Annotated in this window: 27 protein-coding genes; 3 read left to right on the forward strand and 24 right to left on the reverse strand. The window is 35.3% G+C overall.

The features are described 5' to 3' along the window. Nucleotides 1-162 precede the first annotated feature (162 nt). The 6 genes from AC1DKZ_RS05715 to AC1DKZ_RS05740 form a co-directional block, all read right to left on the reverse strand. Entirely contained in the window at nt 163-414 is a 252-nt protein-coding gene (locus AC1DKZ_RS05715; protein WP_000369753.1) for a stage VI sporulation protein F, read from the reverse strand. A gap of 116 nt (nt 415-530) precedes the next feature. Beyond that, on the reverse strand, nt 531-1,553 hold the full coding sequence (locus AC1DKZ_RS05720) for an NAD(P)H-dependent glycerol-3-phosphate dehydrogenase (RefSeq protein WP_002011813.1): 1,023 nt from the start codon (nt 1,551-1,553) through the stop codon (nt 531-533). Nucleotides 1,554-1,571: 18 nt separating this feature from the next. Continuing rightward, nucleotides 1,572-2,882 (reverse strand): ribosome biogenesis GTPase Der, encoded by a 1,311-nt coding sequence (gene der, locus AC1DKZ_RS05725; protein ID WP_002011811.1) that lies wholly within the window; start codon nt 2,880-2,882, stop codon nt 1,572-1,574. 124 nt (nt 2,883-3,006) lie between these two features. After that, nucleotides 3,007-3,192 carry a capping complex subunit for YIEGIA gene (locus tag AC1DKZ_RS05730; RefSeq protein WP_002086624.1) on the reverse strand — a complete coding sequence of 62 codons (186 nt, stop codon included), beginning with the start codon at nt 3,190-3,192 and terminating at the stop codon, nt 3,007-3,009. Continuing rightward, entirely contained in the window at nt 3,189-4,082 is an 894-nt protein-coding gene (locus AC1DKZ_RS05735) for a YIEGIA family protein (RefSeq protein ID WP_476995780.1), read from the reverse strand. The genes AC1DKZ_RS05730 and AC1DKZ_RS05735 overlap by 4 nt, the downstream gene beginning before the upstream one ends. Further along, nucleotides 4,075-4,686 carry a YphA family membrane protein gene (locus AC1DKZ_RS05740; RefSeq protein ID WP_002086626.1) on the reverse strand — a complete coding sequence of 204 codons (612 nt, stop codon included), beginning with the start codon at nt 4,684-4,686 and terminating at the stop codon, nt 4,075-4,077. The genes AC1DKZ_RS05735 and AC1DKZ_RS05740 overlap by 8 nt, the downstream gene beginning before the upstream one ends. A gap of 117 nt (nt 4,687-4,803) precedes the next feature. Between AC1DKZ_RS05740 and AC1DKZ_RS05745 the strand changes: the two genes are divergently transcribed. Further along, nucleotides 4,804-4,938 (forward strand): YpzI family protein, encoded by a 135-nt coding sequence (locus AC1DKZ_RS05745; RefSeq protein WP_000513901.1) that lies wholly within the window; start codon nt 4,804-4,806, stop codon nt 4,936-4,938. Nucleotides 4,939-5,079: 141 nt separating this feature from the next. Here AC1DKZ_RS05745 and AC1DKZ_RS05750 read toward each other — a convergent pair whose 3' ends face one another. From AC1DKZ_RS05750 to AC1DKZ_RS05770, 5 genes are all read right to left on the reverse strand, one after another. After that, nucleotides 5,080-5,868: a hypothetical protein gene (locus tag AC1DKZ_RS05750; protein WP_476995781.1), complete on the reverse strand. Its 789-nt coding sequence runs from the start codon at nt 5,866-5,868 to the stop codon at nt 5,080-5,082. Nucleotides 5,869-6,117: 249 nt separating this feature from the next. After that, entirely contained in the window at nt 6,118-7,167 is a 1,050-nt protein-coding gene (gene fni, locus AC1DKZ_RS05755) for a type 2 isopentenyl-diphosphate Delta-isomerase (protein ID WP_476995782.1), read from the reverse strand. A 12-nt stretch (nt 7,168-7,179) separates the two neighbouring features. Continuing rightward, a complete protein-coding gene (gene rpsA / locus AC1DKZ_RS05760; RefSeq protein ID WP_476995783.1) occupies nt 7,180-8,328 on the reverse strand; it encodes a 30S ribosomal protein S1 in 1,149 nt (382 codons plus the stop codon). Between the two features lie 335 nt (nt 8,329-8,663). Next, nucleotides 8,664-9,341: a (d)CMP kinase gene (gene cmk / locus AC1DKZ_RS05765; protein WP_002086629.1), complete on the reverse strand. Its 678-nt coding sequence runs from the start codon at nt 9,339-9,341 to the stop codon at nt 8,664-8,666. Between the two features lie 130 nt (nt 9,342-9,471). Next, nucleotides 9,472-9,645: a DUF5359 family protein gene (locus AC1DKZ_RS05770; RefSeq protein ID WP_002135263.1), complete on the reverse strand. Its 174-nt coding sequence runs from the start codon at nt 9,643-9,645 to the stop codon at nt 9,472-9,474. A gap of 213 nt (nt 9,646-9,858) precedes the next feature. Between AC1DKZ_RS05770 and ansA the strand changes: the two genes are divergently transcribed. Further along, entirely contained in the window at nt 9,859-10,833 is a 975-nt protein-coding gene (gene ansA / locus AC1DKZ_RS05775; RefSeq protein ID WP_002030754.1) for an asparaginase, read from the forward strand. 34 nt (nt 10,834-10,867) lie between these two features. Here ansA and AC1DKZ_RS05780 read toward each other — a convergent pair whose 3' ends face one another. From AC1DKZ_RS05780 to AC1DKZ_RS05835, 12 genes are all read right to left on the reverse strand, one after another. Then, entirely contained in the window at nt 10,868-11,848 is a 981-nt protein-coding gene (locus AC1DKZ_RS05780) for a YpdA family putative bacillithiol disulfide reductase (protein ID WP_002030753.1), read from the reverse strand. Nucleotides 11,849-11,957: 109 nt separating this feature from the next. Beyond that, nucleotides 11,958-12,488: a peptidoglycan recognition protein family protein gene (locus AC1DKZ_RS05785; protein ID WP_002011791.1), complete on the reverse strand. Its 531-nt coding sequence runs from the start codon at nt 12,486-12,488 to the stop codon at nt 11,958-11,960. Between the two features lie 79 nt (nt 12,489-12,567). Next, nucleotides 12,568-12,804 (reverse strand): DUF3961 domain-containing protein, encoded by a 237-nt coding sequence (locus AC1DKZ_RS05790; protein ID WP_002011789.1) that lies wholly within the window; start codon nt 12,802-12,804, stop codon nt 12,568-12,570. 94 nt (nt 12,805-12,898) lie between these two features. Continuing rightward, a complete protein-coding gene (locus AC1DKZ_RS05795) occupies nt 12,899-13,108 on the reverse strand; it encodes a hypothetical protein (RefSeq protein ID WP_002126403.1) in 210 nt (69 codons plus the stop codon). Nucleotides 13,109-13,188: 80 nt separating this feature from the next. Beyond that, nucleotides 13,189-14,475, reverse strand: coding sequence for an NAD-specific glutamate dehydrogenase (gudB, locus tag AC1DKZ_RS05800; RefSeq protein ID WP_113937042.1), 1,287 nt, complete (start codon nt 14,473-14,475; stop codon nt 13,189-13,191). Between the two features lie 348 nt (nt 14,476-14,823). Further along, nucleotides 14,824-15,432 (reverse strand): genetic competence negative regulator, encoded by a 609-nt coding sequence (locus tag AC1DKZ_RS05805; RefSeq protein WP_002011786.1) that lies wholly within the window; start codon nt 15,430-15,432, stop codon nt 14,824-14,826. Between the two features lie 77 nt (nt 15,433-15,509). Next, a complete protein-coding gene (locus AC1DKZ_RS05810; RefSeq protein WP_002166076.1) occupies nt 15,510-16,385 on the reverse strand; it encodes a MerR family transcriptional regulator in 876 nt (291 codons plus the stop codon). After that, nucleotides 16,385-17,161: a metallophosphoesterase gene (locus AC1DKZ_RS05815; protein WP_113937040.1), complete on the reverse strand. Its 777-nt coding sequence runs from the start codon at nt 17,159-17,161 to the stop codon at nt 16,385-16,387. The genes AC1DKZ_RS05810 and AC1DKZ_RS05815 overlap by 1 nt, the downstream gene beginning before the upstream one ends. A 71-nt stretch (nt 17,162-17,232) precedes the next feature. Next, on the reverse strand, nt 17,233-17,712 hold the full coding sequence (locus tag AC1DKZ_RS05820; RefSeq protein ID WP_002030746.1) for a LysM peptidoglycan-binding domain-containing protein: 480 nt from the start codon (nt 17,710-17,712) through the stop codon (nt 17,233-17,235). A gap of 22 nt (nt 17,713-17,734) precedes the next feature. After that, nucleotides 17,735-18,298 (reverse strand): CPBP family intramembrane glutamic endopeptidase, encoded by a 564-nt coding sequence (locus tag AC1DKZ_RS05825; protein ID WP_002064506.1) that lies wholly within the window; start codon nt 18,296-18,298, stop codon nt 17,735-17,737. Continuing rightward, on the reverse strand, nt 18,298-19,827 hold the full coding sequence (locus AC1DKZ_RS05830; RefSeq protein WP_476995784.1) for a RecQ family ATP-dependent DNA helicase: 1,530 nt from the start codon (nt 19,825-19,827) through the stop codon (nt 18,298-18,300). The genes AC1DKZ_RS05825 and AC1DKZ_RS05830 overlap by 1 nt, the downstream gene beginning before the upstream one ends. Further along, nucleotides 19,817-20,878, reverse strand: coding sequence for a YpbB family protein (locus AC1DKZ_RS05835; RefSeq protein WP_002086645.1), 1,062 nt, complete (start codon nt 20,876-20,878; stop codon nt 19,817-19,819). Before AC1DKZ_RS05835 ends, AC1DKZ_RS05830 begins: the two co-directional genes overlap by 11 nt. Before the next feature lie 297 nt (nt 20,879-21,175). Between AC1DKZ_RS05835 and AC1DKZ_RS05840 the strand changes: the two genes are divergently transcribed. After that, nucleotides 21,176-21,424 carry a ferredoxin gene (locus tag AC1DKZ_RS05840; RefSeq protein ID WP_001151994.1) on the forward strand — a complete coding sequence of 83 codons (249 nt, stop codon included), beginning with the start codon at nt 21,176-21,178 and terminating at the stop codon, nt 21,422-21,424. Nucleotides 21,425-21,541: 117 nt separating this feature from the next. On the opposite strand, the gene AC1DKZ_RS05845 is transcribed toward AC1DKZ_RS05840, so the two are convergent. After that, entirely contained in the window at nt 21,542-22,120 is a 579-nt protein-coding gene (locus AC1DKZ_RS05845; RefSeq protein ID WP_002011769.1) for an ECF transporter S component, read from the reverse strand. Nucleotides 22,121-22,225: the final 105 nt, after the last annotated feature.

A 22,225-nucleotide genomic window follows, 5' to 3' on the forward strand; every position in this document is an offset into this window, starting at 1 on the left:
TAAAAATCATCATTTTTCCGTGAATTGATGATTTTTATTTAAAATAATAAAACCGAAGCACGAAATGATGCGCTTCGGTTGACCAAATATGCCCTTAACAGCTCTATTCCCATTCTTTCATAACTATCATATGCATTCTCTAAACTCTTTGTTTCTCATAATTTATTTTTTAAACATTTTACTTAACGAACCAAAATCCGCCGGCATATTATTGTTAATAATCGCTTTTACAATTTGATCCTCTTGCTCTTTCGGCACTTCGCGTCCTGCCATTAGAGCAACTTGATGAATCAATTGGCGAAGCACTGTCTCATCACGTAAGTTCGCATTTTGAACAGACGACGCTAATTTAAAAATATCTTCTTTGTTCACTTTCGCTTCTTTTTCAATGTTATTAAAAATGTTGTTATCCATTCTTTTCACCCTCTCCTCAAGTTACTCTTCATCCTATGCAGAGATGAAAAATTGGTGAAAAGACCCATAAAAAATAAAAAACGGTAGAAGTACGAAATGTACTTCTACCGCTTTCTTTATAACAAATCAGGTATCGCTTCAACTTCATGTTTTCGAACACGTCCCATCAATGAGCCTACTGCATCTTTCACATTATTCCCATTGAACAGCACGTCATATAAAGCAGCTGTAATCGGCATTTCAACTTCCATTTTCTCTGCCAATTCATGAGCAGCTTTCGTTGTTCTTACACCTTCTACAACCATACCCATACTTTCTAGCACTTCTTCTAAAGAGTGCCCTTTTCCAAGCATATTTCCAGCGCGCCAATTTCGGCTATGCACACTTGTACAAGTTACAATTAAGTCTCCCATACCAGTTAGACCAGCAAACGTTAACGGATTTCCGCCCATTTTTCTTCCTAAACGAGCAATCTCTGTTAAACCACGTGTCATTAATGCCGCTTTCGCATTATCACCTAATCCAAGCCCGTCAGATATCCCCGCAGCTAGTGCAATAATATTTTTTAAAGCACCACCAAGTTCAACTCCAACGATATCTGGGTTTGTATATACACGGAAATAGCTATTCATAAACAAATCTTGTACTCCCTCAGCCGCTTCCATACGCTTTGCTGCAGACGTAACAGTTGTCGCTTGACGCAATCCAACTTCTTCAGCGTGACTCGGCCCAGATAGTACAACAACATCCTTAATCAAGCTCTCTGGAATTTCTTCCTCAATCACTTCCGAAATACGTTTTGACGTACCTGGTTCGATTCCTTTACTTGCATGAATCCAAGTAATTGGCTCTGTAACAATTTCTTTCATCTCTTGCAATACGTCTCTGTACGCTTTCGTCGGTACTACTAGCAGTACTGTATTTACATCTACTAATGCTTCTTCTAAAGAAGAGTAGGCTACGATTGTGCTTGGCAATGTAATCCCCGGAAGATATCTACTGTTCTCACGCTTCGTATTAATTTCATTCATGAGTTCAGGACGGTTTCCCCAAATACGTACATCATGCCCATTGTCAGCTAATACCATCGCTAACGCTGTTCCCCAGCTACCTGCTCCTATTACTGTGATTTTTGTCATAAAATCACATCCTCTCCATTAGTCTCTTGCTCTAGCGATAATGTGAATCGGCGTTCCTACAAAACCGAACGCTTCACGTAAACGGTTCTTTAAGAAGCGCTCATATGAAAAGTGCATTAATTCTGTATCGTTTACAAATATAACAAATGTTGGTGGTTTTACCGCAACCTGTGTCGCATAGAATATTTTCAGACGGCTACCATTATGAGTCGGCGTTGGATTCATCGCTACCGCATCCATAATTACATCATTTAATACATTCGTTTGTACGCGGATGCTATGGCTTTCATTTACTTCATTAATAACTGGTAATAATGTTTGTGTACGTTTTTTCGTTTTCGCAGATAAGAATACAATCGGCGCATACTCTAAAAATTGGAAATGAGCGCGAATGTTTTCTTCAAATGCTTTCATTGTTTTTTCATCTTTTTTCACTGCATCCCATTTGTTTACGACGATAATAACAGCACGTCCTGAATCATGAGCATATCCAGCGATTTTTTTATCCTGTTCAATAATTCCTTCTTCTCCGTCTAAAACGACTAAAACAACGTCAGAACGTTCAATCGCTCTAAGTGCACGAAGTACACTATATTTTTCTGTACTTTCGTATACTTTCCCTTTTTTACGCATACCAGCTGTATCGATGATTACATAATCTTGATCATCTTTACTATATGGTGTATCAACAGCATCACGTGTCGTTCCCGCTATATTACTTACAATTACACGTTCTTGGCCAAGAAGTGCATTTACAAGTGATGATTTCCCTACGTTTGGACGTCCAATTAAAGAGAAACGGATTGTTTCATCGTCATACGCTTCTTCTTCAATCTTTGGAAAATGATTTGCAGCTTCATCTAACAAATCACCAAGTCCTAAACCGTGTGTACCTGAAATCGGGAATGGCTCGCCAAATCCTAATGCATAAAAATCATAAATATCACTACGCATGTCCGGATTATCAACCTTATTTACTGCAAGTACAATTGGTTTTTTAGAACGGTATAAAATTTTAGCAACTTCTTCATCTGCTGCAGTTACACCATCGCGACCATTCGTCATAAAAATGATAACATCTGCTTCATCAATCGCTACTTCCGCCTGTTGACGAATTTGTGTCAAGAACGGCTCGTCTCCAATATCAATTCCACCTGTATCAATGATGTTAAACTCATGATTTAACCATTCTCCCGCACTATAAATACGGTCTCGCGTTATACCTGGTATATCTTCTACGATTGAAACTCTTTCTCCAACAATTCTATTGAAAATAGTAGATTTCCCCACGTTCGGGCGGCCTACTATTGCTATTACTGGTTTCGGCATATACTTTCATCCTTTCAACTTGCTTCTGTTTATTATGTAAAAAACCCTTCTTTGTGCAAGAAGGGATTTGCATTCCAGAATATTTCTCAACGTATCAAAACACCTCACATTATACCACACGTTACTAATGTTTCACAATAATATATACATTATCTTGTAAGCGATGTGCAATACCATCTAAAATAGCCTCTAAATTATTTGCAACAAATTCCAGTTCCTCTGTCGACTCGCAAATAAATAAAGGAGCACCACCTGCAAATTTCTCTGGCGTTGTTGTAATGACTGCGAGAATAACACTTTCTAACATCATCTCTTATCTCCCCTTCCTTTCGGAGCTTCTGATGACATATGAACAGCACTCTCTAATGTTGGTACATTTCCGATTACCCCTATCGCTTTTTCTGCATCTTGATCTTGCGGCAGAACAAAAATCCCAACTCTCCCATCCTCTAAATCACGCTTCGCTAACGGTACAAGTGCCGGCGTTCCAGAATCTCTATATATTCCTAAAGCAACCGAAACATCATGTAAAATAGCTTGCCGTTGTCCTAAGTTTGAGATTGTAACCATCGCATCTATCGATTTCGGTTTTAAAATAAATCCCATTCCATATTTCATAATTTCTTCTTGCCTTGCTGGCAATCCAATATTCATAATGTAAATATTATCAATATAAAGTCCCGCTCCTTCAAAACGAAGTGAAACGTGCTCTATTTCTACAAGGTCATGAAGTCTTTTACCTGACATTAATTTTTTCGCAATGAAAAAACTTACTATACCAGTAATTACCCCGGCAATCCATGAATCGAATCCTATATACGCAAACGTTGTTACAAACGACGTTAACATCGCCAAGTAGTTACGACTTTCAAATACTAATGCAATTCCTTCAATGTATGTATTACCACGTGGTACGAGCTCATATCCATCTAATTGTTGAAGTGTATTTCTTTCCATATTGCGCACATCACGAAATTGCGTCGCTGCTAACGTAAGAAATGTAATTGCAGAGAAATCTTTTTTCAAAACAGACGGAATCGCAATTGCTCCTAAGGCAGCCGCAATTAATCCCATCGCGATATGAATAATTTTCCCGTGAAGCCTCGTCGGATATTGCCTCGTATCGGTACGAAGCATTAACAACCTAGTTATTGTACCTGCAATTACGCCACATAAAATAGCTGGTGTATATTCAGTCATGTATTACCCTCGCCTTTCTTTTACGTGTTTTCCTCTTAAATTGTTCCATATATACCGATGCCTTTGTAATCCAAAGTAAAATCGCCATAAATAAAGTGGAAACAGCAGCAACATCTAAAAAAGCTAAACTGCCGTATTCATAAGGAAAATGTAATTTACGAAAAATAAGCGTCACCAATAATTCTCCTTGTAACATCCCTATATACAAGGAGCATAATCGTAATATGCGATCCCCGTGCAATAAAACCGATGCATACACAAGTGCACCACTTAACAGCAACAACCTATCAACCACAATCCAAATTGGATCATATACTTCTAACAAATGAAAGCTTGTATATAACATTGCAATAATAAGTGCCGAAAGTAAGGTATATAATTTTTTCCAAATAGAATATAACGCGATACCTACAAAAGAAATAATACAAAGCAAAAGGGCATTTACCGATATCGTGAAAGAAGCAATCGTCACATTTAACGGAGAACAAATAATAAAAATTAATATACAAGCACTTATCTTCCAACGAATAGATTCCTTTTTCATAAAAAAGGTCACGACAATCCACCCTATCCAAGCAACAAAATAAAAAGTACTCCCATCCATCATTTCACCTCCTATGATTTCCATTATGGGAACTTTTTATGAAAGTTAATCCTCCTTTTCTTTGTGCATAGTTTTTCTCATAACAGCAAAACTTTTAATAAGGAGGTGTAACTCACAATGGGTAAAGATCGCCAAGAACGAAAGCTAAGAGAATCACGCCGCGTTGAATCTGATCGCGACCAATCGCTTCAATATCCCGGTGCAACAAGTCTTGATACACCGGAGCAAGCTCGAAAGCAAAATCAGCATTAAATAAAGTGAAACTTCAGTGGGGGTATCCATCCCCACTGATTATTAGCCCACACCAATCGAGCTGCCCTCAAATAGGCAATACAAAAAGACGGTTTCGATATTGTACGAAACCATCTTTTTACACAATTATTTTATTTATTTCTACTCGTAATATAATTCTTTTGTTTTCGCATTATAAACCCTATCACTCAACGAGGCATCAATCGTAACTACACCTGCTGGTTTTTTAGAATATGTAATAACATAATACGTATGTAGAGAAGGATCTTTACTCTTTACCTCTACACGTACATAATCCGTCTCTCCTATCTCATTTAACTTTCGCTCAACCTCTTTTTTCACACCTACAATATCTTCTTTTTCTCCTTTAATTTCCCTACTCACAATGGTATTTCCTTGATCAGAAAGTAATACTACTTCAGCATTACTTAAACTCACTTCATTTGATATATTAAAATAATAAATTGCATACGAATCTTCCGATGGATTTTTGTCTTCTCCTAATTGTCTTGGCCAAATTAGTGCTTCTATTCCACTTCCTGCATTCACCGTTGGATTCCTATACAATTTATTCCCGACTGCGATTGCAATATTCGCCGTTTTAATTGCTAATTGTGCTGTTGTTGAACTAGAATCTCCTTCTTTTACATTTGAAGTTAATGAAATTTCAACCTTTTTATTATATCCAGAAACCGCTGTATCTTCTCTTATATTTCGTGCATGGATGTTAACATCTTCACTATTATATGTAATGCGTCCTATTGTATTTTTACTATTTGAAAATACATTATCTCCTTTTTTATTAACACCCTCATCCCCTAAATTATCGTAAATTTTTTCTTGTTTCTTTTGACTCTTAAATAGCAATCTCTTATCTTGTTTTATCGCTAACCAGCTATATAGAGAGGAATACTTTCTTACTTTTACCATGTTTTTCTCCACAAACATGGCAAAAGTAAGATTCCTCCAATAATTCAGCAGCACATTTTCTACATTTCTTCATTTTTATAACCCTTTTTTCAATTTTAGCTTTTCTGCACAATATTCATATATAATTTTATCATAATATGAATTCTCTCTTTTTTCCATTTATAGAATTATATAGAATGATAATTTCTCGCCCTCCCTCTTCATTTTACGAAAATAAAACGCAAAAAAATCAACCGGATGGTTGATTTTTTATCGCCTACTATAATATGCAGTGTCAATCCCTCGCTGCGCTAACCAATGGTACGTTTCACCTTTTACAACAAGAGGTACAGATTGTAACTCTTCTATCGTCTTCACGCCAAGAGCTGTCATAATAAATTTTAAATCTGTATGTAAAAGATCAATTTCATCCACTAAATTCTCAACACCATCTTGCATTAAAATACGTAAAAAGTATCCAGCAAACGCAGTTGTATTCGCCCCTAATGCGATTGCCTTCGCCACGTCAAGTGCTGTTTGTATACCCCCAGATGCAATAAAAGAGAGGTTATTATTTGTAGAGGTTGCTTCAATAATCGAGGTAGCTGTTTGTATGCCCCAGTTATTAAAATAAGAAAGCATTCGCTGTCTTCTTTCATTTTCAACAGCAGCAAAATTCGTACCACCTTGTCCGCCAATATCAATTGCTGTTATACCTATATTCGCTAACTGTTGTACTGTTTCCTTACTCATTCCAAAACCGACTTCTTTTACGATGACAGGTACTTTACTTTTTAAAACTATTTTCTCAATCCGCTGAAGTACACCAGTAAAATCACGGTCTCCTTCTGGCATCGTTAACTCCTGTATGACATTTAAATGAATTTGCAGTGCATTCGCTTCGATCATATCAACGGCACGCTCTGCCTGTTCGACAGTTGCCTCACTTCCTAAGTTTGCGAAAAAAATCCCATTCGGATTTACTTTCCTAACAACTTTATACGAAGCCGCTTCACTTTCATCTTTTAAAGCTGCCATTTGCGAACCTACAGCCATAGCAAGGTTATGATGTTTCGCTACATATGCTAATTGCTCATTAATATGTAATGTTTGCTCTCCTCCACCACCAGTCATCGCATTGATAAAAATCGGCGAACTTAGTGAAAGTTCGCCGATTTTTGTTTCACATGTTATAGTGTCATRACTTGAATTTGGCAAGCTTTGATGCACAAAATCAATATCATGAAAGCCATGCGTACGAGACTGACCAGTAGAAAGAGCATATTCAATATGATCTAATTTACGTTTTGCCCTTACCACTTGTACCCCTCTTTATTTCTTTAATTTTTTCAGTTGTTCACCAATAATATCACTTAACTGGAAAGTAGCAGAATCAGCATTTGGCTCATATTGGCTATAATCTTCTGTTACATTATTTTCTTCAAGCGTTTCTTTTATGCTTAAAGAAATACGTTTTTCTGCTACATGGACTTCAAGTACTTTCACTTTTACTTCTTGTCCCATTTCCAATACTTCACTTGGATTTTTCACGTGACGATTTGCAATTTGAGATACATGCACAAGCCCTTCAACACCAGGTAAAATTTCAACAAATGCACCGAATGTAACAAGGCGTTTTACTACTCCCTCACGAATATCTCCAGCCTTTATTTCGCCAGCAACATTTTCCCAAGGTCCCGGCTGAGCTGCTTTAATTGATAAAGAAATACGTTGCGTATCAGCATCAACAGATAACACTTTTACCTTTACCTTTTGACCTTGCGCTAATACCTCAGAAGGTTGCTCTACACGTTCGTGTGAAATTTGTGAAATGTGAACTAAACCGTCCACACCACCAACGTTAACGAAAGCACCAAAATCCGTTAATCGTTGTACTGTTCCTTCAACAATATCCCCTTCTTTTAACGAAGAGATTGCTTCTTTTTTCTTAGAATCTAGTTCTAGTTCTACTACCGCTTTATGTGAAAGAATAACACGATTTTTTTCACGGTCTAATTCAACAATTTTCACCGCTAATGTTTTTCCTTTATAGTCAGCAAAGTCTTCTACATAATGTACCTCTACAAGTGAAGCTGGGATAAAACCACGAACACCAAGGTCCACAACTAACCCACCATTCACGATATCTTTTACCGTAACATCAAATACATGACCAGAATCAAATTTTTCTTGTAATTCTACCCACGCTTTTTCTGCGTCAACAGCTCTCTTAGATAAAACAAGATCATCATCTTCTAATTTAATAATTTTCAATTCAAGTGTTTGATCTAATTCTACAACATCGCTTGCTTTTTCAATATGAACGTTAGCTAATTCACTAATCGGAATTACGCCATCTGTTTTGTATCCAACATTTACAAGAACTTGTTTCTCTTCAACTTTCGTTACAGAACCTGTAACAACGTCACCAACTTGTAATTCTTTTGAATTCATAACTTCTTCATTCATTTTCTCTACCATGGAAATACCTCCCTACAGAATTGACAAAGCATTTTTATGTATATACGAAATGAAAACAAATGTTTTCATTTGCATGTTTAAGAATTTATCATCACATATTCTGTTTCAATACAGTTCACAAGAAACTATATTAAATCTATATAAATAGTATACAGCAAAATCATCTTGAAGAAAGTATGATTTGAAATATAATAGCGAATATATTCTGACAGTTTTTCCCCTCTGTAACTAACTTCTTACAAATTAGCCCATTTGTCAAGAAAAGAGGCTTATAATTAACTTATCCTTTACATTTCAAAAAAAAAAAAAAAAAGAAAGAGGATAGTCCTCTTTCTTTATTTCGCAAATACTCCTGAAACAATACCCATAATTTTTTGGACAACTTCTTCAATTGATAAAGAAGTTGTATCTAATTCCAATGCATCATCAGCTTTTTTCAAAGGAGAAACTTCGCGTTCTGAATCTAATTTATCACGCCTAGCAATTTCTTCTTTTAACTGCTCTAAATTAGAATCGAAACCTTTATTCATATTTTCTAAATGTCTTCTTTCCGCTCTTTCTTCTACAGAAGCAAGCATAAAGATTTTCACTTCAGCATCTGGTAGTACATGTGTACCAATATCACGGCCATCCATTACTACGCCGCCTTTTTTAGCTAATCCTTGTTGACGACGTACCATTTCTTCACGAACAAGACGATGCTTTGCTACAATAGATACGCGATTCGTCACATCTGGCGTACGAATCACCTCAGAAACATCTTGTCCATTTAAAAATACAAGTTGTGTATTTTCCCCTTGCTGAAATTCAATATTTACATTTTTTACGACTTCCATTAACTTTTCTTCATTTTCAATATCCACTTTTTGTTCAAGGGCTGCATATGTAATAGTACGGTACATTGCGCCTGTATCAATGTAAACATATGAAAGTTTTTTTGCAACAACTTTTGCAACTGTACTTTTCCCAGCAGCCGCTGGACCATCTATAGCAATCGAAATTCGTTTATCCATTGTAACACCTCATTTTTCACTTATAAAACAAAACGAAAAGCAGGTATTCTCCCCCTGCTTCTTCTCATTTGCCTCACGTCATTAAATCCTCAATAATTGTAGCATAATCCATCATAGAAGAAAATGAAAACTACTTATTCACCTGTAAGATTTCCGCCTTATTTTTCGTGACGACACCTTCGTAATAAACAATTTTCGATAAATATTTCACTGAAGATTTATGTATAAAAAGCAGTTGGACGACAGAAAGAAAAATAAATTGAATCAGTAATATACGAATTATAATTTTCTCCACTTTTTTCAAAAAAACTCACTCCTTCCCTCTCTACACTTACACATCTACTCTCATAAATTTCGATAAACAAAACCTAACCTAATAACCACTTACCGGAGCACACTTAAAGTAATTTATTTTATTGTCATTTTCTAAGCATACTTTTATACATTTTCATTGTCGAATTTACTCAAAACATGTTATGTTCTAAATGTATTTTTCAACTTGAAAGGGGTATAAGCATTGAAAAGAATCCTAGTTTTACACACAGGTGGAACAATTGCAATGGAGGAAGATAAAGAAACTGGGGTCGTACAACCAGGTAAAAAGAATCCTCTTTTAAAATTTATTCCTGATTTAGAAGGCGATGTTGATTTAATTGTCGAAGATGTGTTCCATCTTCCATCTCCTCACATGACTCCTAGCGAAATGCTACAATTGCAAGTCATCATTGACGAAAGAGTAAAACAAGACGATATTCACGGCGTAGTCATCACGCATGGTACCGATACATTAGAAGAGACAGCTTATTTTCTTGATTTAACAGTTCAAGCAACTATCCCAATCGTTGTGACAGGGGCAATGCGTTCTAGTAATGAATTAGGTGCCGATGGTCTATATAATTTCTTATCAGCTGTAAAAGTTGCTAGTAGTAATGAAGCTGCTGAAAAAGGCGTTCTAGTCGTATTAAATGACGAAATACATTGTGCTACAAATGTAACAAAAACGCACACAAGTAATGTCGCGACCTTCCAAAGTCCACAGTACGGACCAATTGGCATGGTAACAAAACGTGGTGTTGTTTTCCATCATGCTTTAGTGCATCACGAAACATGCACAGTACGACAGATTTCTAAAAACGTTGTCGTTCTAAAAGCATACGCAGGTATGGATGATACATTATTATCAGCAATCGAAACACTACCAGTAGACGGAATTGTTATTGAAGCACTTGGACAAGGTAATTTACCTCCAAGAACACTTCCTAGTCTAGGGCGATTAATAGAAAAAGGCATTCCAATTGTATTAGTTTCACGCTGCTTTAACGGTATCGTTCAAGACGTATACTCTTATGAAGGTGGCGGAAAACAATTAAAAGATATGGGCATTGTTTTCACCTACGGTTTAAACGCTCAAAAGGCGCGAATTAAATTACTAGTCGCACTAGAAAACACAAACTCTCACGAAACAATCCAACATATGTTTATGCACGATTAAAAAAAAAGCTGTCGAAGATTTCGACAGCTTCTTTTTATTCTTCTCTTGATGCAATGGTTTGCGCAATCGCATCTCCATGGAATCTACCGTTCTCGATAAATATTTCATTTGCGTTATTCCCCGCAGCAATTACACCTGCAATAAAAATATTTTCAGCGTTTGTTTCCATACTACCCTCTATATAAATCGGGCGCCCTGTTTCTTCATCAATCCGAACTCCCATTTTTGTTAAGAAGCTGTGGTCTGGATGGTAACCCGTCATAGCAAATACAAAATCGTTTTGAATTGTATTTGCCTCACCATCTACTGTATACGTCAACGTATGCTCAGTAATTTCTTTTACATGCGCATGGAAATGCATTTGAATTGTCCCATTTCGTACTAACGCCTCAAATTCCGGCAAAATCCACGGCTTAATACTTGGCGAGTATTCCCCACCACGGTATAGAACTGTTACACGTGCACCCGATTTAACAAGCTCTAACGCTGCATCTATACTTGAATTTTTACCACCTATTACAACGACATCTCGATCAAAATAAGGGTGTCCTTCTTTGAAATAATGAGCTACTTTCTCAAGTTTCTCACCAGGTACATTCATATAATTCGGATTATCATAATATCCAGTTGCGACAACAATGTATTTCGCAACATATATTTCTTTGTTTCCGTCACGCTTCGTCGTTTCAACTTTAAAAACATCACCATCTTTTTGAACTTGTTCCACTCGTTCAAATGCATTTACACGTATAGATTTACGCTTTACTACTTCACGATAATACGCAAGCGCCTGATTACGAAATGGCTTACGATTTTCTGTAATAAAAGCAACTTCACCAATTTCTAATTTTTCACTAGAGGAGAAAAATGTTTGATGAGTTGGATAATTATAAATTGCATTTACAATGTTTCCTTTTTCGATTACTAACGGATTTAACCCCACTTTTTGCAACGAAATCGCCGCTGCTAATCCGCATGGACCGCCTCCGATAATAATAACTGTTTCTTTTTGCATACTTAGTTCACTCCTAGTCTTCTACCTCTGCTCTATTTATATAAACAAGAAAAAACCTACTTACAGCAGTAGGCATCTATCTTTATTGTATTCATTTTTCATATATTTGTCATCTAAACGAAACATACATCCGATAGACATCTGCTAAAAACTGCTGAAATTTAATTCCTTGTTGCCCTAATACATTCTCAGGATCGATTTTCCGAGTAGGATCCAACGTTTTGTGTGACACAATAGCCTTTTTAGGATTTAAACCGAAATTTTGACATAAATAAGCGTGATACCACGTAAAACGAGTATACGCCTCCCAAAAGTTTACGTCGCCACCATAGCAGAGTTCAACCCCAATTGCAGCCTTATTCGCATCATAACCGAATAACTCATTATCCGTTGGCACATTGTATCGAACATGGTACGCAACTTCATTTATAGGGACAATTTCTAATATTGTTTTATCATCAATAAATGTATGCGCTGAAGCTTTCGGTTGTATTTCATTAAAGTAATCCCGATTTCCTATCGCATTGCTACCAGGGTTCCCCGTGTCATGACTTACAATAAATCTTACTTTTGAAAGAGGAATTCCTGGTCGTGAATTTCCATACCCAATATAGTTACGCTCTATAGGGAACATCGCCATTACTACCAACTCCCGCTCTAAAAAATTACCTTACTTCCTTATATATGTATTCGGTGGCAGTGTCCTTATGGCATATTTCTTATGCGAAGAGAACATCGAAAATATTTGATGTGAATACCATAAATAATACAATACTTACAGCCACTCCATAAAAACCGTAAAACCAAATACAATCTTCTTTCGTATCTAAACCGAAAAATTTATTTACCGATTGTAATAATGTGCCACGCTTGCTTTGTTTGTTTCGTAATACTTCCACTCGTTCTACAACATCTGCTGGCATCATAAATCTTTGGTCTACTGTCATTTTCATCATTTATCTCTCCTTAAAATCATTTCCGTTTTGCTTATCTAAGGAAAGTATAGCACGTTTGTTCGTGCAGAACAAGCGTTCTTTTTTATTTTTTATTCTATTTTTCACCAAACCAAGTAATAATTGTGAATATAAACGCGATAATTGGTCCAACTACAACTGCACCAAATATTAAAAACAATAATCCTTCGCCGAACACCCTAACGACACTTGTTTTTCGGGCTCTCTTAGCTCTTGCAAGTTCACCCTCTAACACCTTAACCTTTTCTTCTAATTGGTCTACTCGTTCCATTATTTCATTCCCCATATACAACACCTCATTTAATACTTCAACAAAAAAACGCGATTCCCTCGAAAGGAAATCACGTTTTCTCAAAACATTATATATTATACCCAACCTCTGAAGCGACTAGCCTCAGCCATTTTACGAACACCAATCATGTATGCAGCTAAGCGCATGTTCACTTTACGAACTTGTGATGTTTCATAAATTGAATCGAATGATTTTACCATTACTTTTTCTAAACGTTGTTCTACTTCTTCCTCAGTCCAGTAGTAACCTTGGTTATTTTGTACCCACTCAAAGTAAGATACCGTAACGCCACCAGCACTTGCTAATACGTCTGGAACAAGTAAGATACCACGATCTGTTAAGATTTTTGTTGCTTCTAATGTAGTTGGACCATTTGCAGCTTCAACCACAATTTTCGCTTTAATCTTATCAGCATTTTCTCCTGTAATTTGGTTCTCAATTGCAGCAGGAACTAAAATGTCGCAATCAAGTTCTAACAGTTCTGTATTTGAAATTGTATTATTAAATAGTTTTGTTACAGTACCGAAGCTATCGCGACGATCTAGTAAGTAGTCAATATCTAATCCATTCGGATCATGTAGTGCACCGTAAGCATCTGAAATTGCAATTACTTTCGCGCCTGCATCATGCATAAATTTAGCTAAGAAGCTACCCGCATTACCAAATCCTTGAACAACAACGCGTGCACCTTTAATATCAATGTCACGTTTTTTCGCAGCTTCACGAATACAAATTGTTACACCTTTTGCAGTCGCTGTTTCACGTCCGTGTGATCCACCTAATACAAGTGGTTTACCTGTAATAAATCCTGGTGAATTAAATTCATCGATACGGCTATACTCATCCATCATCCATGCCATAATTTGTGAGTTTGTAAATACATCTGGAGCCGGAATATCTTTTGTCGGACCAACAATTTGGCTAATTGCTCGTACATAACCGCGGCTTAATCTTTCTAATTCACGGAAAGACATCTCACGTGGGTCACAAATGATTCCACCTTTACCTCCACCATATGGTAAATCAACAATACCACATTTTAAACTCATCCAAATAGAAAGTGCTTTCACTTCATTTTCTGTTACGTTTGGATGGAAGCGAATTCCACCTTTCGTTGGACCAACAGCATCATTATGTTGTGCACGATATCCTGTAAATATTTTAACAGTCCCGTCATCCATACGAACTGGAATTTTCACTGTCATCATACGAATTGGTTCTTTCAATAATTCATATACTTCGTTTGGATAACCCAATTTTTCTAATGCTTCATTAATTACAATTTGTGTTGAATTTAACAATTCAAAATGTTGTTCCCCTTGTTGTTGTGTTTTCGTTTGAGTTCCCTTTTCGGCTACCATAGTAAGTAAACCCCCTGTAATTTCACTTGTTTAGTAAACCTTCATTGCCTAGTATACACCGTTAAATTTGGAATGCAATAGAAAACGCTAACAAATATATACAAACTATTTTGTATTGCAAGCGTTTTCACTATTATTATAGTCCTTTTATTGCTTTTAGAAAAGTAAAATACTTAAATATTTAAATATTTTTTATTTTCATCAAAATACATTCGATAAAACAATTATTTCATCAAGAAATACTGATTACATTTTAACATACAGATCGGCTAGTCTTGTTACCTACACTTCGTTTTATAGATTTTAGATTTTCAGCTGAATAAAAATAAAACCTCAAGCTACGTTACATTAGCTGAGGTTTTGTTTTTTCACAAAGTAATTGTATATTTGTTCAATCGCTTGAGAATCCATTAATTCTTTACCATATTCCATTACGCGGTAAATTGTTGCTGTTGACGGATTACCGTACTCCGCTAAAATAGCTATAAAATCCGCCTTCAATAATTGAAATTGCTCTTCTTCTTCTATCCAAAGATAAAAACGATCATCCCACGTATACAACTTCCCATCAGTTACACCAAGGTTATATAAGCGATTTGACAAATTGATTACATCATCTAATGTAGCAAACTCGTAAAGTATATGTTCACTTTCATCAAGAGTCACTTGCATTTCAATAAACTCGTCACGGAACTCATCTTCTGTGTCCACTTCGTGATTTTCTTTTGTTACAATTACAACCATACCTTGAGCTTGTAGAGAAAATACTTCAACAGCAATCGGTCCATCCGCTTCAAACCCTAATTCTGTATTTGCTTCTTGCATCATATCACGGAATAGTTGCTGTACTTTCGGTGCATTTCTCCACAAATCTTCTTTCGTTAATCCTCGTTCAGATAAATCATCAAATGTTAGGAAAATTTTAATCTTATTATAATTTAAACGTTCCAGTCTCATCTCATACCCTCCCTACGTAACCATTGCATCTAATTTTTATTATATGAAATAGAAAATAGATGGTTCTTTTCGAACGACTATTCCGACATCTTTAACCATCCATCCCATTCTTCTTTCGTGTTACCAATTAGGATATTTTGAAGATTTAATTGATCTCCAATACCTTTTCTTCCTATAAAACCACCAGAGATGTTTTCATTTTTTTCTTGTAACAAGTCAATAAATTCTACTGCCTCTTCAAGTTCTCGTTCATCATCAAAAGATATAAACAAATATTTAGGTTGTAATTGTTCAATAGCTAGTAAAATACCTTCTTCATCTAAACTTGTCCCCATATACATTGTTTGATATCCTTTTAGTCGTAAATACGTCGCGAAAATAAATCCTTTTAATATATTATTTTCTAAGACGAAAACTTTGTTAACGGAAGAATACACCGACGCATTATGATAGATCATTCCTAAACGTGTTTGTAAGAATGATACAACATATTTGAATTGCGACATTGTAATCTCATTATTACTTTTTAAAGTTAACAACTTGTTTGCCACTTGAAGAATGATGCTTGCAACAACCTTTTCCGTTGAATATATACTAAAAACCTCGTTTAATAATGCAGAAATTGTAATTTCATCAAATTCTAACAAAGCTTGTAGTATATCGTCCACTAAAACAACTTCTGTATCAGTAATTTTTTCTTTTTGAACGTTGTTCTGCAACCGATTCCCTTCTAATAACTGAACTGCTTGTCCAATCATCATCCCCTCAGAAACTTTGTTCATTAACCATTTCAAAATATGAATATGCTCTTCTGTATATAAACGATGCCCCGCACGATTTCTCTTTGGGGCAATAATATGATAGCGTCTTTCCCATGCGCGAAGTGTACTCGGTTGAATTCCGAGTATATTTGAGACAGCTTTTATATTATATTTTCCATTTGAATTCGGCATTATTTCCCTCCGCATAACGTAATGATATGTGTTTGGGAAGGTGCCCGAAAACGAAGAGGGAACAATGTTGTTCCATACCCATTGCTAACAAAGAGAGTCGTATTAGAATGCTTATATACGCCACCCTTTAAATACTTTTCAGATGGAAGCAACCGAATCTGGCCTCCATGTGTATGTCCACTTAATACGAGCGAAATTTGTTCATTACCAGACATTTTCTTTATTATATCTGGGTTGTGACTAATTAAAATGCGAAAACCTTCTTCTTTACAATCAGACAACGCTAAATCTAAACGATCTCGTTCTAATCCAACATCATCGATACCGAGTAAGCAAATTTTCTCTCCTAATTCAGACTCAAATACAACTCTTGTATTATCTAATACCTTCACATTATTTTCTATTAATAAAGCATCTAATTCGTGATATTCAATTTCATAGTCATTATTTCCCCATACAAAATATACAGGGGCTATTTCTCTTAACTTTTGAATATTTAAAGAGATTTGCGATAAAGGTACTCCTTTTTCAGCTAAATCACCGCCAATAATTACGATATCTGCTTTTCCTTTCACTCGTTCAATTAGCGAGCTAGAAATGATCCTTCTATGAATATCCGAAATAAAAAAAACTTTAACTTTTTGAAAACTTTCCGGAAATTCTTCGAATACTAAAGTATGTTCCAACACTGTATTACGCATCGCTTCTTTATACATTCCAAGAAGACATACAAAACCAATGCATATGAGAGTACATAATAATATAATCCATGACATATATTTTTTACTCTCCCTCCTCGTAAAGTATAGTCCTTAATTTTATGTGGAGCTATATATCACTCATTTAGCTAGCTCTCATACTTCGTGGACTTATCTTTTATAGGAATTTTCAATTCTTGTCCTACCTTCACTTCGTCTTCTTGTAAATCATTATACTTTTTTATTATTTCTATCCCATCTTCATCTGAGAAATATTGCTTCGCTATACTTTCTAAAGTTTCTCCATCTTTCACAACATGAGTTGCTACTTTCTCAGACTGCTTCTTTGATTCAGTCTTAGCGGAATCAAAGAAAATTACTTCAAACGCACTTTTCTCAGCATTATTACTATCACTTTTTACCTGTATATATTTATCCGTATACCATAGGATACTAATAGGTAACAATATGAACAAAAATGTTAACACTCGGACGAAAATGTGATTCATTTTAAACTTTGGTTTGTTCTCTTTATTTCTATGAATTTCACTACGCGGCGGTAAACTTTCATCTTCTTCCACTTGCTCAACTTCTAACTCCTCTTCAAAATCAGGAATTCGTTTTCTCATGTTGTTCACCACCACCTTCCATTTATTTTCTTAATTGGAGCCCCATTATAAAATCAACAAGAAAGTGTGCAAAGATTGTTATAAACAAATTTCCTGTCCACTCGAATACATAACCAAAAACAAAACTAATAAAGCAGACGAAACAAAACAAAAAAGGCTTCGTTATATACCGAATATGTAACACAGCAAAAATTAAACTCGCTATTACAATTCCGAAATGAGTCTGCACTACCCCTCTAAATAAAAACTCTTCCGCAAAACCAATAATAAACGTGATAACGAGTAAATGCATGACAGAAATCCCTTGAAACATTCTATCGTTAATGCCACCATCATCAAACCAAGATTCTGGAAACACTCGCATTGCAACATAATCTAATAACACAATACAAATCGCTAACAAGCTACCTATTAAAAGTATAGAAACCGGTTCCCATTTCCATAAACTGTAAACTTCTCTTTTATCTTGAAATAATATATATGCTAGTAAACAACCGATACCAATAATGATTAGTTGTGTTATGTAGAGATTCAGTCTTATTTCTCTCGGACTCATATCTTCAACATTATGCCTTTGAATGTTCATCATTCCTCCATCTTTCCTAGGCCGAAAAGCTTTTGTAACTCTGTTTCCCAATTATAGTCGAAAACTAACTGTTGCGCTCGTCTTTTTTTATAATCCGTTTTTGTAATACCACAGTAATCACAACAGTTTTCTATCTCTTTTTCTTTTCTATAACCGAATTGTTGTAATAAATATTCACGTCTACATCCTTGAACTTGTATCCATGACTTCATATTTTCTAGCTCACTATATTTATTACGTATTCTCACTTCCACTTCCGCTATTAATCTGTGCATTATTTCATCTGACAAGCTCTCTAGCATGAGAGTTCGCTGTTGTATGATTCCAAGATGTTCGAGATGATAACGTGTAAAGCGCCAATACTGTTCATTAAATCTTGCTGCATTATAACAAATTTCTTCTACATCTTCTAATGGTAATACTTTCGTTTGAAACATTCTTTCTTGTAGTAACGAAAATAAAAATTGTATTTGCGATTTACTTGGTAATTCATCTTCAATGATTGAAATTGGCAAATCGTGATCCAATGGACTACATAATAAAATGGCTATACTCAATTCTCCATCTCTTCCCGCTCTTCCAATTTCTTGTAAATAGGAAGCTACATTTGTCGGATATTGAAAATGAATAATATATCTTGTATTCGCCTTATTTACCCCCATCCCAAAAGCACTTGTACATATTACAATTTGCAACTGGTCATTCATAAACTGTTGTTGAATTAACATACGCTCTTCATGTTCCATACCACCATGATAAAAAGCTACACCTGTAATTCCTTTTCCTCTTAAATACTCGGTTAAACGCTCTGTCCAGGCCCTACTTGAACAATAAACAATACCAGGCCCTTGCAAATACATTACATGCTCAAAAAGCGCCTCTTTTTTTTCTTCTATTGTTTCCACAAATTGCACTTCCATCGCAATATTTGGACGATCAATTGAGTACACATGCTCAGCAATATTTTTTAGATTTAAACTTTCCGCTATATCTCGCAGTACATCCTTTGTCGCAGTTGCTGTTAATGCTAGTACTGTCGGAGATCCGATACTCTCAATTACTTTATCTAATTTTTTATAATCTGGCCGAAAATCATAGCCCCATTGTGAAATACAATGCGCTTCATCTACGACAAATAATGAAATATGAATTTTTTTCAATTCTCTTATTAGAAGTTCCGACTGCAACATCTCTGGTGATACGAAAACAAATTTATAAAAAGATAGCTTTTTCATTGCTTCTCTTTTTTCAATTAACGTCCGAAAACTATTCAATGCAATAACTCGATTTTTCACGACATACTTTAATTGCGTAACTTGGTCTTCCATTAAAGATAATAATGGTGATACAACAAGCACCGTACCCTCTTGCAGAAGCCCCGGAAGTTGATAACACATTGACTTTCCCCTTCCAGTCGGAAGCATTGCTACAACATCTTTTCCTTCCAATAAGTCCGTAATAACTCCTTTTTGCCCCGGACGAAATTCAGAATATCCAAACCACTTATATAAATATTCCTCAAGCTTCATTTATACCCTCCATCCGTGCCAATACAAGACGTACTTCAAAATAAGAGATTTCCTCTCCAACCGCTTGCTTCAACACACGCAATTTACGTGTTTGTAATGCCTCAATTACTTTTGTTACTTTTTCCATTTTTTCTTTTTCCATAAACATTTCAATAGAAAATTCTTTTTCTCGTAAAGCAATTTCTACAAAATGGTCTTCTATCGTGGCAACCTTCAAATTCCGAATTGTTGCTATTTCTTCTAAAGAGCGTCCTTGTCTCCAAAGATTATATGTTTTTTTCGTTGATAAACTAAATAAATCAGCTTTCTCATTTGGATACGATATAATTTCAGCTAATAATGGAAACTCGTTTTCTTTATTGCGAACTTCTTGAATAAGGAAATGAATTGTACCCCAAAATAAAAAATACACTCGAAATATATCTTGTTTCGTAATTTCCGCTAATTGTTGTAAAGTACACCCAATACGTTTATACCCAGTTAACCGATATATTACGATCGTCGCCTCTACTGGATTATTTTTTTGTAAAAGAGTATGCATTTCCTTCCATAATCTTTTAGCCAATTCACTTCTCATATACGGTATTCCAGTGAGAAAACGTTTCACCCACATCATTATTTCTGTATCCTGTTGAATTGGAATAAATTTCGTATTCGCCTGTTGTAAATTCGAAATGGTTTGAACGATCAATGATAATCTCTTCCAAAACGTTTCACCTATTTCACCATAGTGTAAACCATTTAAATATGTGGGAAAGGCAAAGTCACCTTCCCATTTGTTTAATTGCACGTTACCAGCAGTCGTTAACACATATGTATTATCATGTATACCTTGAACTAAATCCGTTTGTAACAACTTTGCAACTTCTTGATCATAATCAGCTCTATTTAATGACTTATAAATCCCAAACAAAAAAGAAATTTGAAACATATTCCCATCTTGTAATGTTTGCGACGATCTCTTTCCTTTTAGTAAATAATAAATTGAAGAAACGGTTCTTTCACCATTCAATTGTTTTAAACAATATAATAAAGTATATTGTAGCTGCATTACCGCTTCCACCTCTCAGTCTAACTTCATTCCTTTTTCAATACGATTGCACATTAACTGCTATTCATTCAACTTATCATATTCACACTACATGCTTTTATATATTCTATTGTATCAAACGAAATAACATTTAAGTATTTTGAAAATCTTATGAAATACTTCAAAAATAAGTTGACACTCTAATTGATAAGCATTATCATTATAATTTTATGTTGAAAAGTTTTAAAAACCGTTTTACAATAAGATTATAATTTTTTGGCGAACTTTTCACATACATATTATCAGGAGGGAAAAAATATGGCAAAATATACAATCGTTGACAAAGATACTTGTATTGCATGCGGTGCTTGTGGTGCTGCTGCACCAGACATTTATGACTATGATGATGAAGGCATTGCATTTGTAACATTAGACGATAACCAAGGTATCGTTGAAATTCCAGATGTATTAATTGAAGATATGATGGATGCATTCGAAGGTTGTCCAACTGACTCAATTAAAGTTGCTGACGAATCATTTGATGGCGACTCTTTAAAATTCGAATAGTCTTTTATTAACTTCAAAAAATCCCCCTCATAAGTATGAGGGGGATTTTTTGCACTCTTTTTCATTCTCACTAACAAAAAAACCATTAGCAGTTACGCTGCCAATGGTTTAATATTTTTAAGCATTTTTCATTTTTGCAAATACCCATACTTTCAAGCGTGAAAATAATGCTACAAATACAATTGTTACAACAATTCCTTTAATTACATTAAACGGTAATATCGCCGTTACAATAGTTTGTCGCATAATATCACTAGACATAGCTGGTGAATTTAAAAACCAAGTGTACGCTGGTAAAATAATAAAGTAGTTTAACACACTCATAATAACTGTCATAGTAATTGTACCTAACATTAATCCTGTCGTTAAACTTTTTACTGTGCGATACTTTCGGAATAAGAATGCTGCTGGACCAATAAATAAACATCCCGCTATAAAGTTTGCTACTTCTCCTACTGGTACTCCCGTTAAACTTCCTTGAATTCCGTAATGCAAAATATTTTTTATCGCTTCTACAATTACACCTGCAATTGGACTAAAAATTATTGCCGCAATTAAAGCTGGCACATCACTAAAATCAATTTTTAAAAATGGCGGAAGCCCTGGGAATGGAAAATCCAACATCATTAGTAAATACGCAATACTACTTAGCATCGCTACACTCACCATCTGCACTACACTGTTTTTTTGTTTCATCTTTCTCTCTCCTTTTCCATCGATCTTCTCATGGAAAGTGGAAAGGTTCTGCTATGCCTATTTTTCATAGAACGAAAAAACCCTTTGTGATTTACACAAAGGGAG

It is taken from the genome of Bacillus sp. 05T21, assembly GCF_056396785.1.

What these genes read in the sequence shown, in the direction of transcription:
- AC1DKZ_RS05715 (WP_000369753.1), bottom strand. Translation starts at nt 414, where the DNA reads ATGGATAACAACATTTTTAATAACATTGAAAAAGAAGCGAAAGTGAAC.
- AC1DKZ_RS05720 (WP_002011813.1), bottom strand. Translation starts at nt 1,553, where the DNA reads ATGACAAAAATCACAGTAATAGGAGCAGGTAGCTGGGGAACAGCGTTA.
- der (WP_002011811.1), bottom strand. Translation starts at nt 2,882, where the DNA reads ATGCCGAAACCAGTAATAGCAATAGTAGGCCGCCCGAACGTGGGGAAA.
- AC1DKZ_RS05730 (WP_002086624.1), bottom strand. Translation starts at nt 3,192, where the DNA reads ATGATGTTAGAAAGTGTTATTCTCGCAGTCATTACAACAACGCCAGAG.
- AC1DKZ_RS05735 (WP_476995780.1), bottom strand. Translation starts at nt 4,082, where the DNA reads ATGACTGAATATACACCAGCTATTTTATGTGGCGTAATTGCAGGTACA.
- AC1DKZ_RS05740 (WP_002086626.1), bottom strand. Translation starts at nt 4,686, where the DNA reads ATGGATGGGAGTACTTTTTATTTTGTTGCTTGGATAGGGTGGATTGTC.
- AC1DKZ_RS05745 (WP_000513901.1), top strand. Translation starts at nt 4,804, where the DNA reads ATGGGTAAAGATCGCCAAGAACGAAAGCTAAGAGAATCACGCCGCGTT.
- AC1DKZ_RS05750 (WP_476995781.1), bottom strand. Translation starts at nt 5,868, where the DNA reads ATGGTAAAAGTAAGAAAGTATTCCTCTCTATATAGCTGGTTAGCGATA.
- rpsA (WP_476995783.1), bottom strand. Translation starts at nt 8,328, where the DNA reads ATGGTAGAGAAAATGAATGAAGAAGTTATGAATTCAAAAGAATTACAA.
- cmk (WP_002086629.1), bottom strand. Translation starts at nt 9,341, where the DNA reads ATGGATAAACGAATTTCGATTGCTATAGATGGTCCAGCGGCTGCTGGG.
- AC1DKZ_RS05780 (WP_002030753.1), bottom strand. Translation starts at nt 11,848, where the DNA reads ATGCAAAAAGAAACAGTTATTATTATCGGAGGCGGTCCATGCGGATTA.
- AC1DKZ_RS05785 (WP_002011791.1), bottom strand. Translation starts at nt 12,488, where the DNA reads ATGGCGATGTTCCCTATAGAGCGTAACTATATTGGGTATGGAAATTCA.
- AC1DKZ_RS05790 (WP_002011789.1), bottom strand. Translation starts at nt 12,804, where the DNA reads ATGATGAAAATGACAGTAGACCAAAGATTTATGATGCCAGCAGATGTT.
- AC1DKZ_RS05795 (WP_002126403.1), bottom strand. Translation starts at nt 13,108, where the DNA reads ATGGGGAATGAAATAATGGAACGAGTAGACCAATTAGAAGAAAAGGTT.
- gudB (WP_113937042.1), bottom strand. Translation starts at nt 14,475, where the DNA reads ATGGTAGCCGAAAAGGGAACTCAAACGAAAACACAACAACAAGGGGAA.
- AC1DKZ_RS05805 (WP_002011786.1), bottom strand. Translation starts at nt 15,432, where the DNA reads ATGAGACTGGAACGTTTAAATTATAATAAGATTAAAATTTTCCTAACA.
- AC1DKZ_RS05810 (WP_002166076.1), bottom strand. Translation starts at nt 16,385, where the DNA reads ATGCCGAATTCAAATGGAAAATATAATATAAAAGCTGTCTCAAATATA.
- AC1DKZ_RS05815 (WP_113937040.1), bottom strand. Translation starts at nt 17,161, where the DNA reads ATGTCATGGATTATATTATTATGTACTCTCATATGCATTGGTTTTGTA.
- AC1DKZ_RS05820 (WP_002030746.1), bottom strand. Translation starts at nt 17,712, where the DNA reads ATGAGAAAACGAATTCCTGATTTTGAAGAGGAGTTAGAAGTTGAGCAA.
- AC1DKZ_RS05825 (WP_002064506.1), bottom strand. Translation starts at nt 18,298, where the DNA reads ATGAACATTCAAAGGCATAATGTTGAAGATATGAGTCCGAGAGAAATA.
- AC1DKZ_RS05830 (WP_476995784.1), bottom strand. Translation starts at nt 19,827, where the DNA reads ATGAAGCTTGAGGAATATTTATATAAGTGGTTTGGATATTCTGAATTT.
- AC1DKZ_RS05835 (WP_002086645.1), bottom strand. Translation starts at nt 20,878, where the DNA reads ATGCAGCTACAATATACTTTATTATATTGTTTAAAACAATTGAATGGT.
- AC1DKZ_RS05840 (WP_001151994.1), top strand. Translation starts at nt 21,176, where the DNA reads ATGGCAAAATATACAATCGTTGACAAAGATACTTGTATTGCATGCGGT.
- AC1DKZ_RS05845 (WP_002011769.1), bottom strand. Translation starts at nt 22,120, where the DNA reads ATGAAACAAAAAAACAGTGTAGTGCAGATGGTGAGTGTAGCGATGCTA.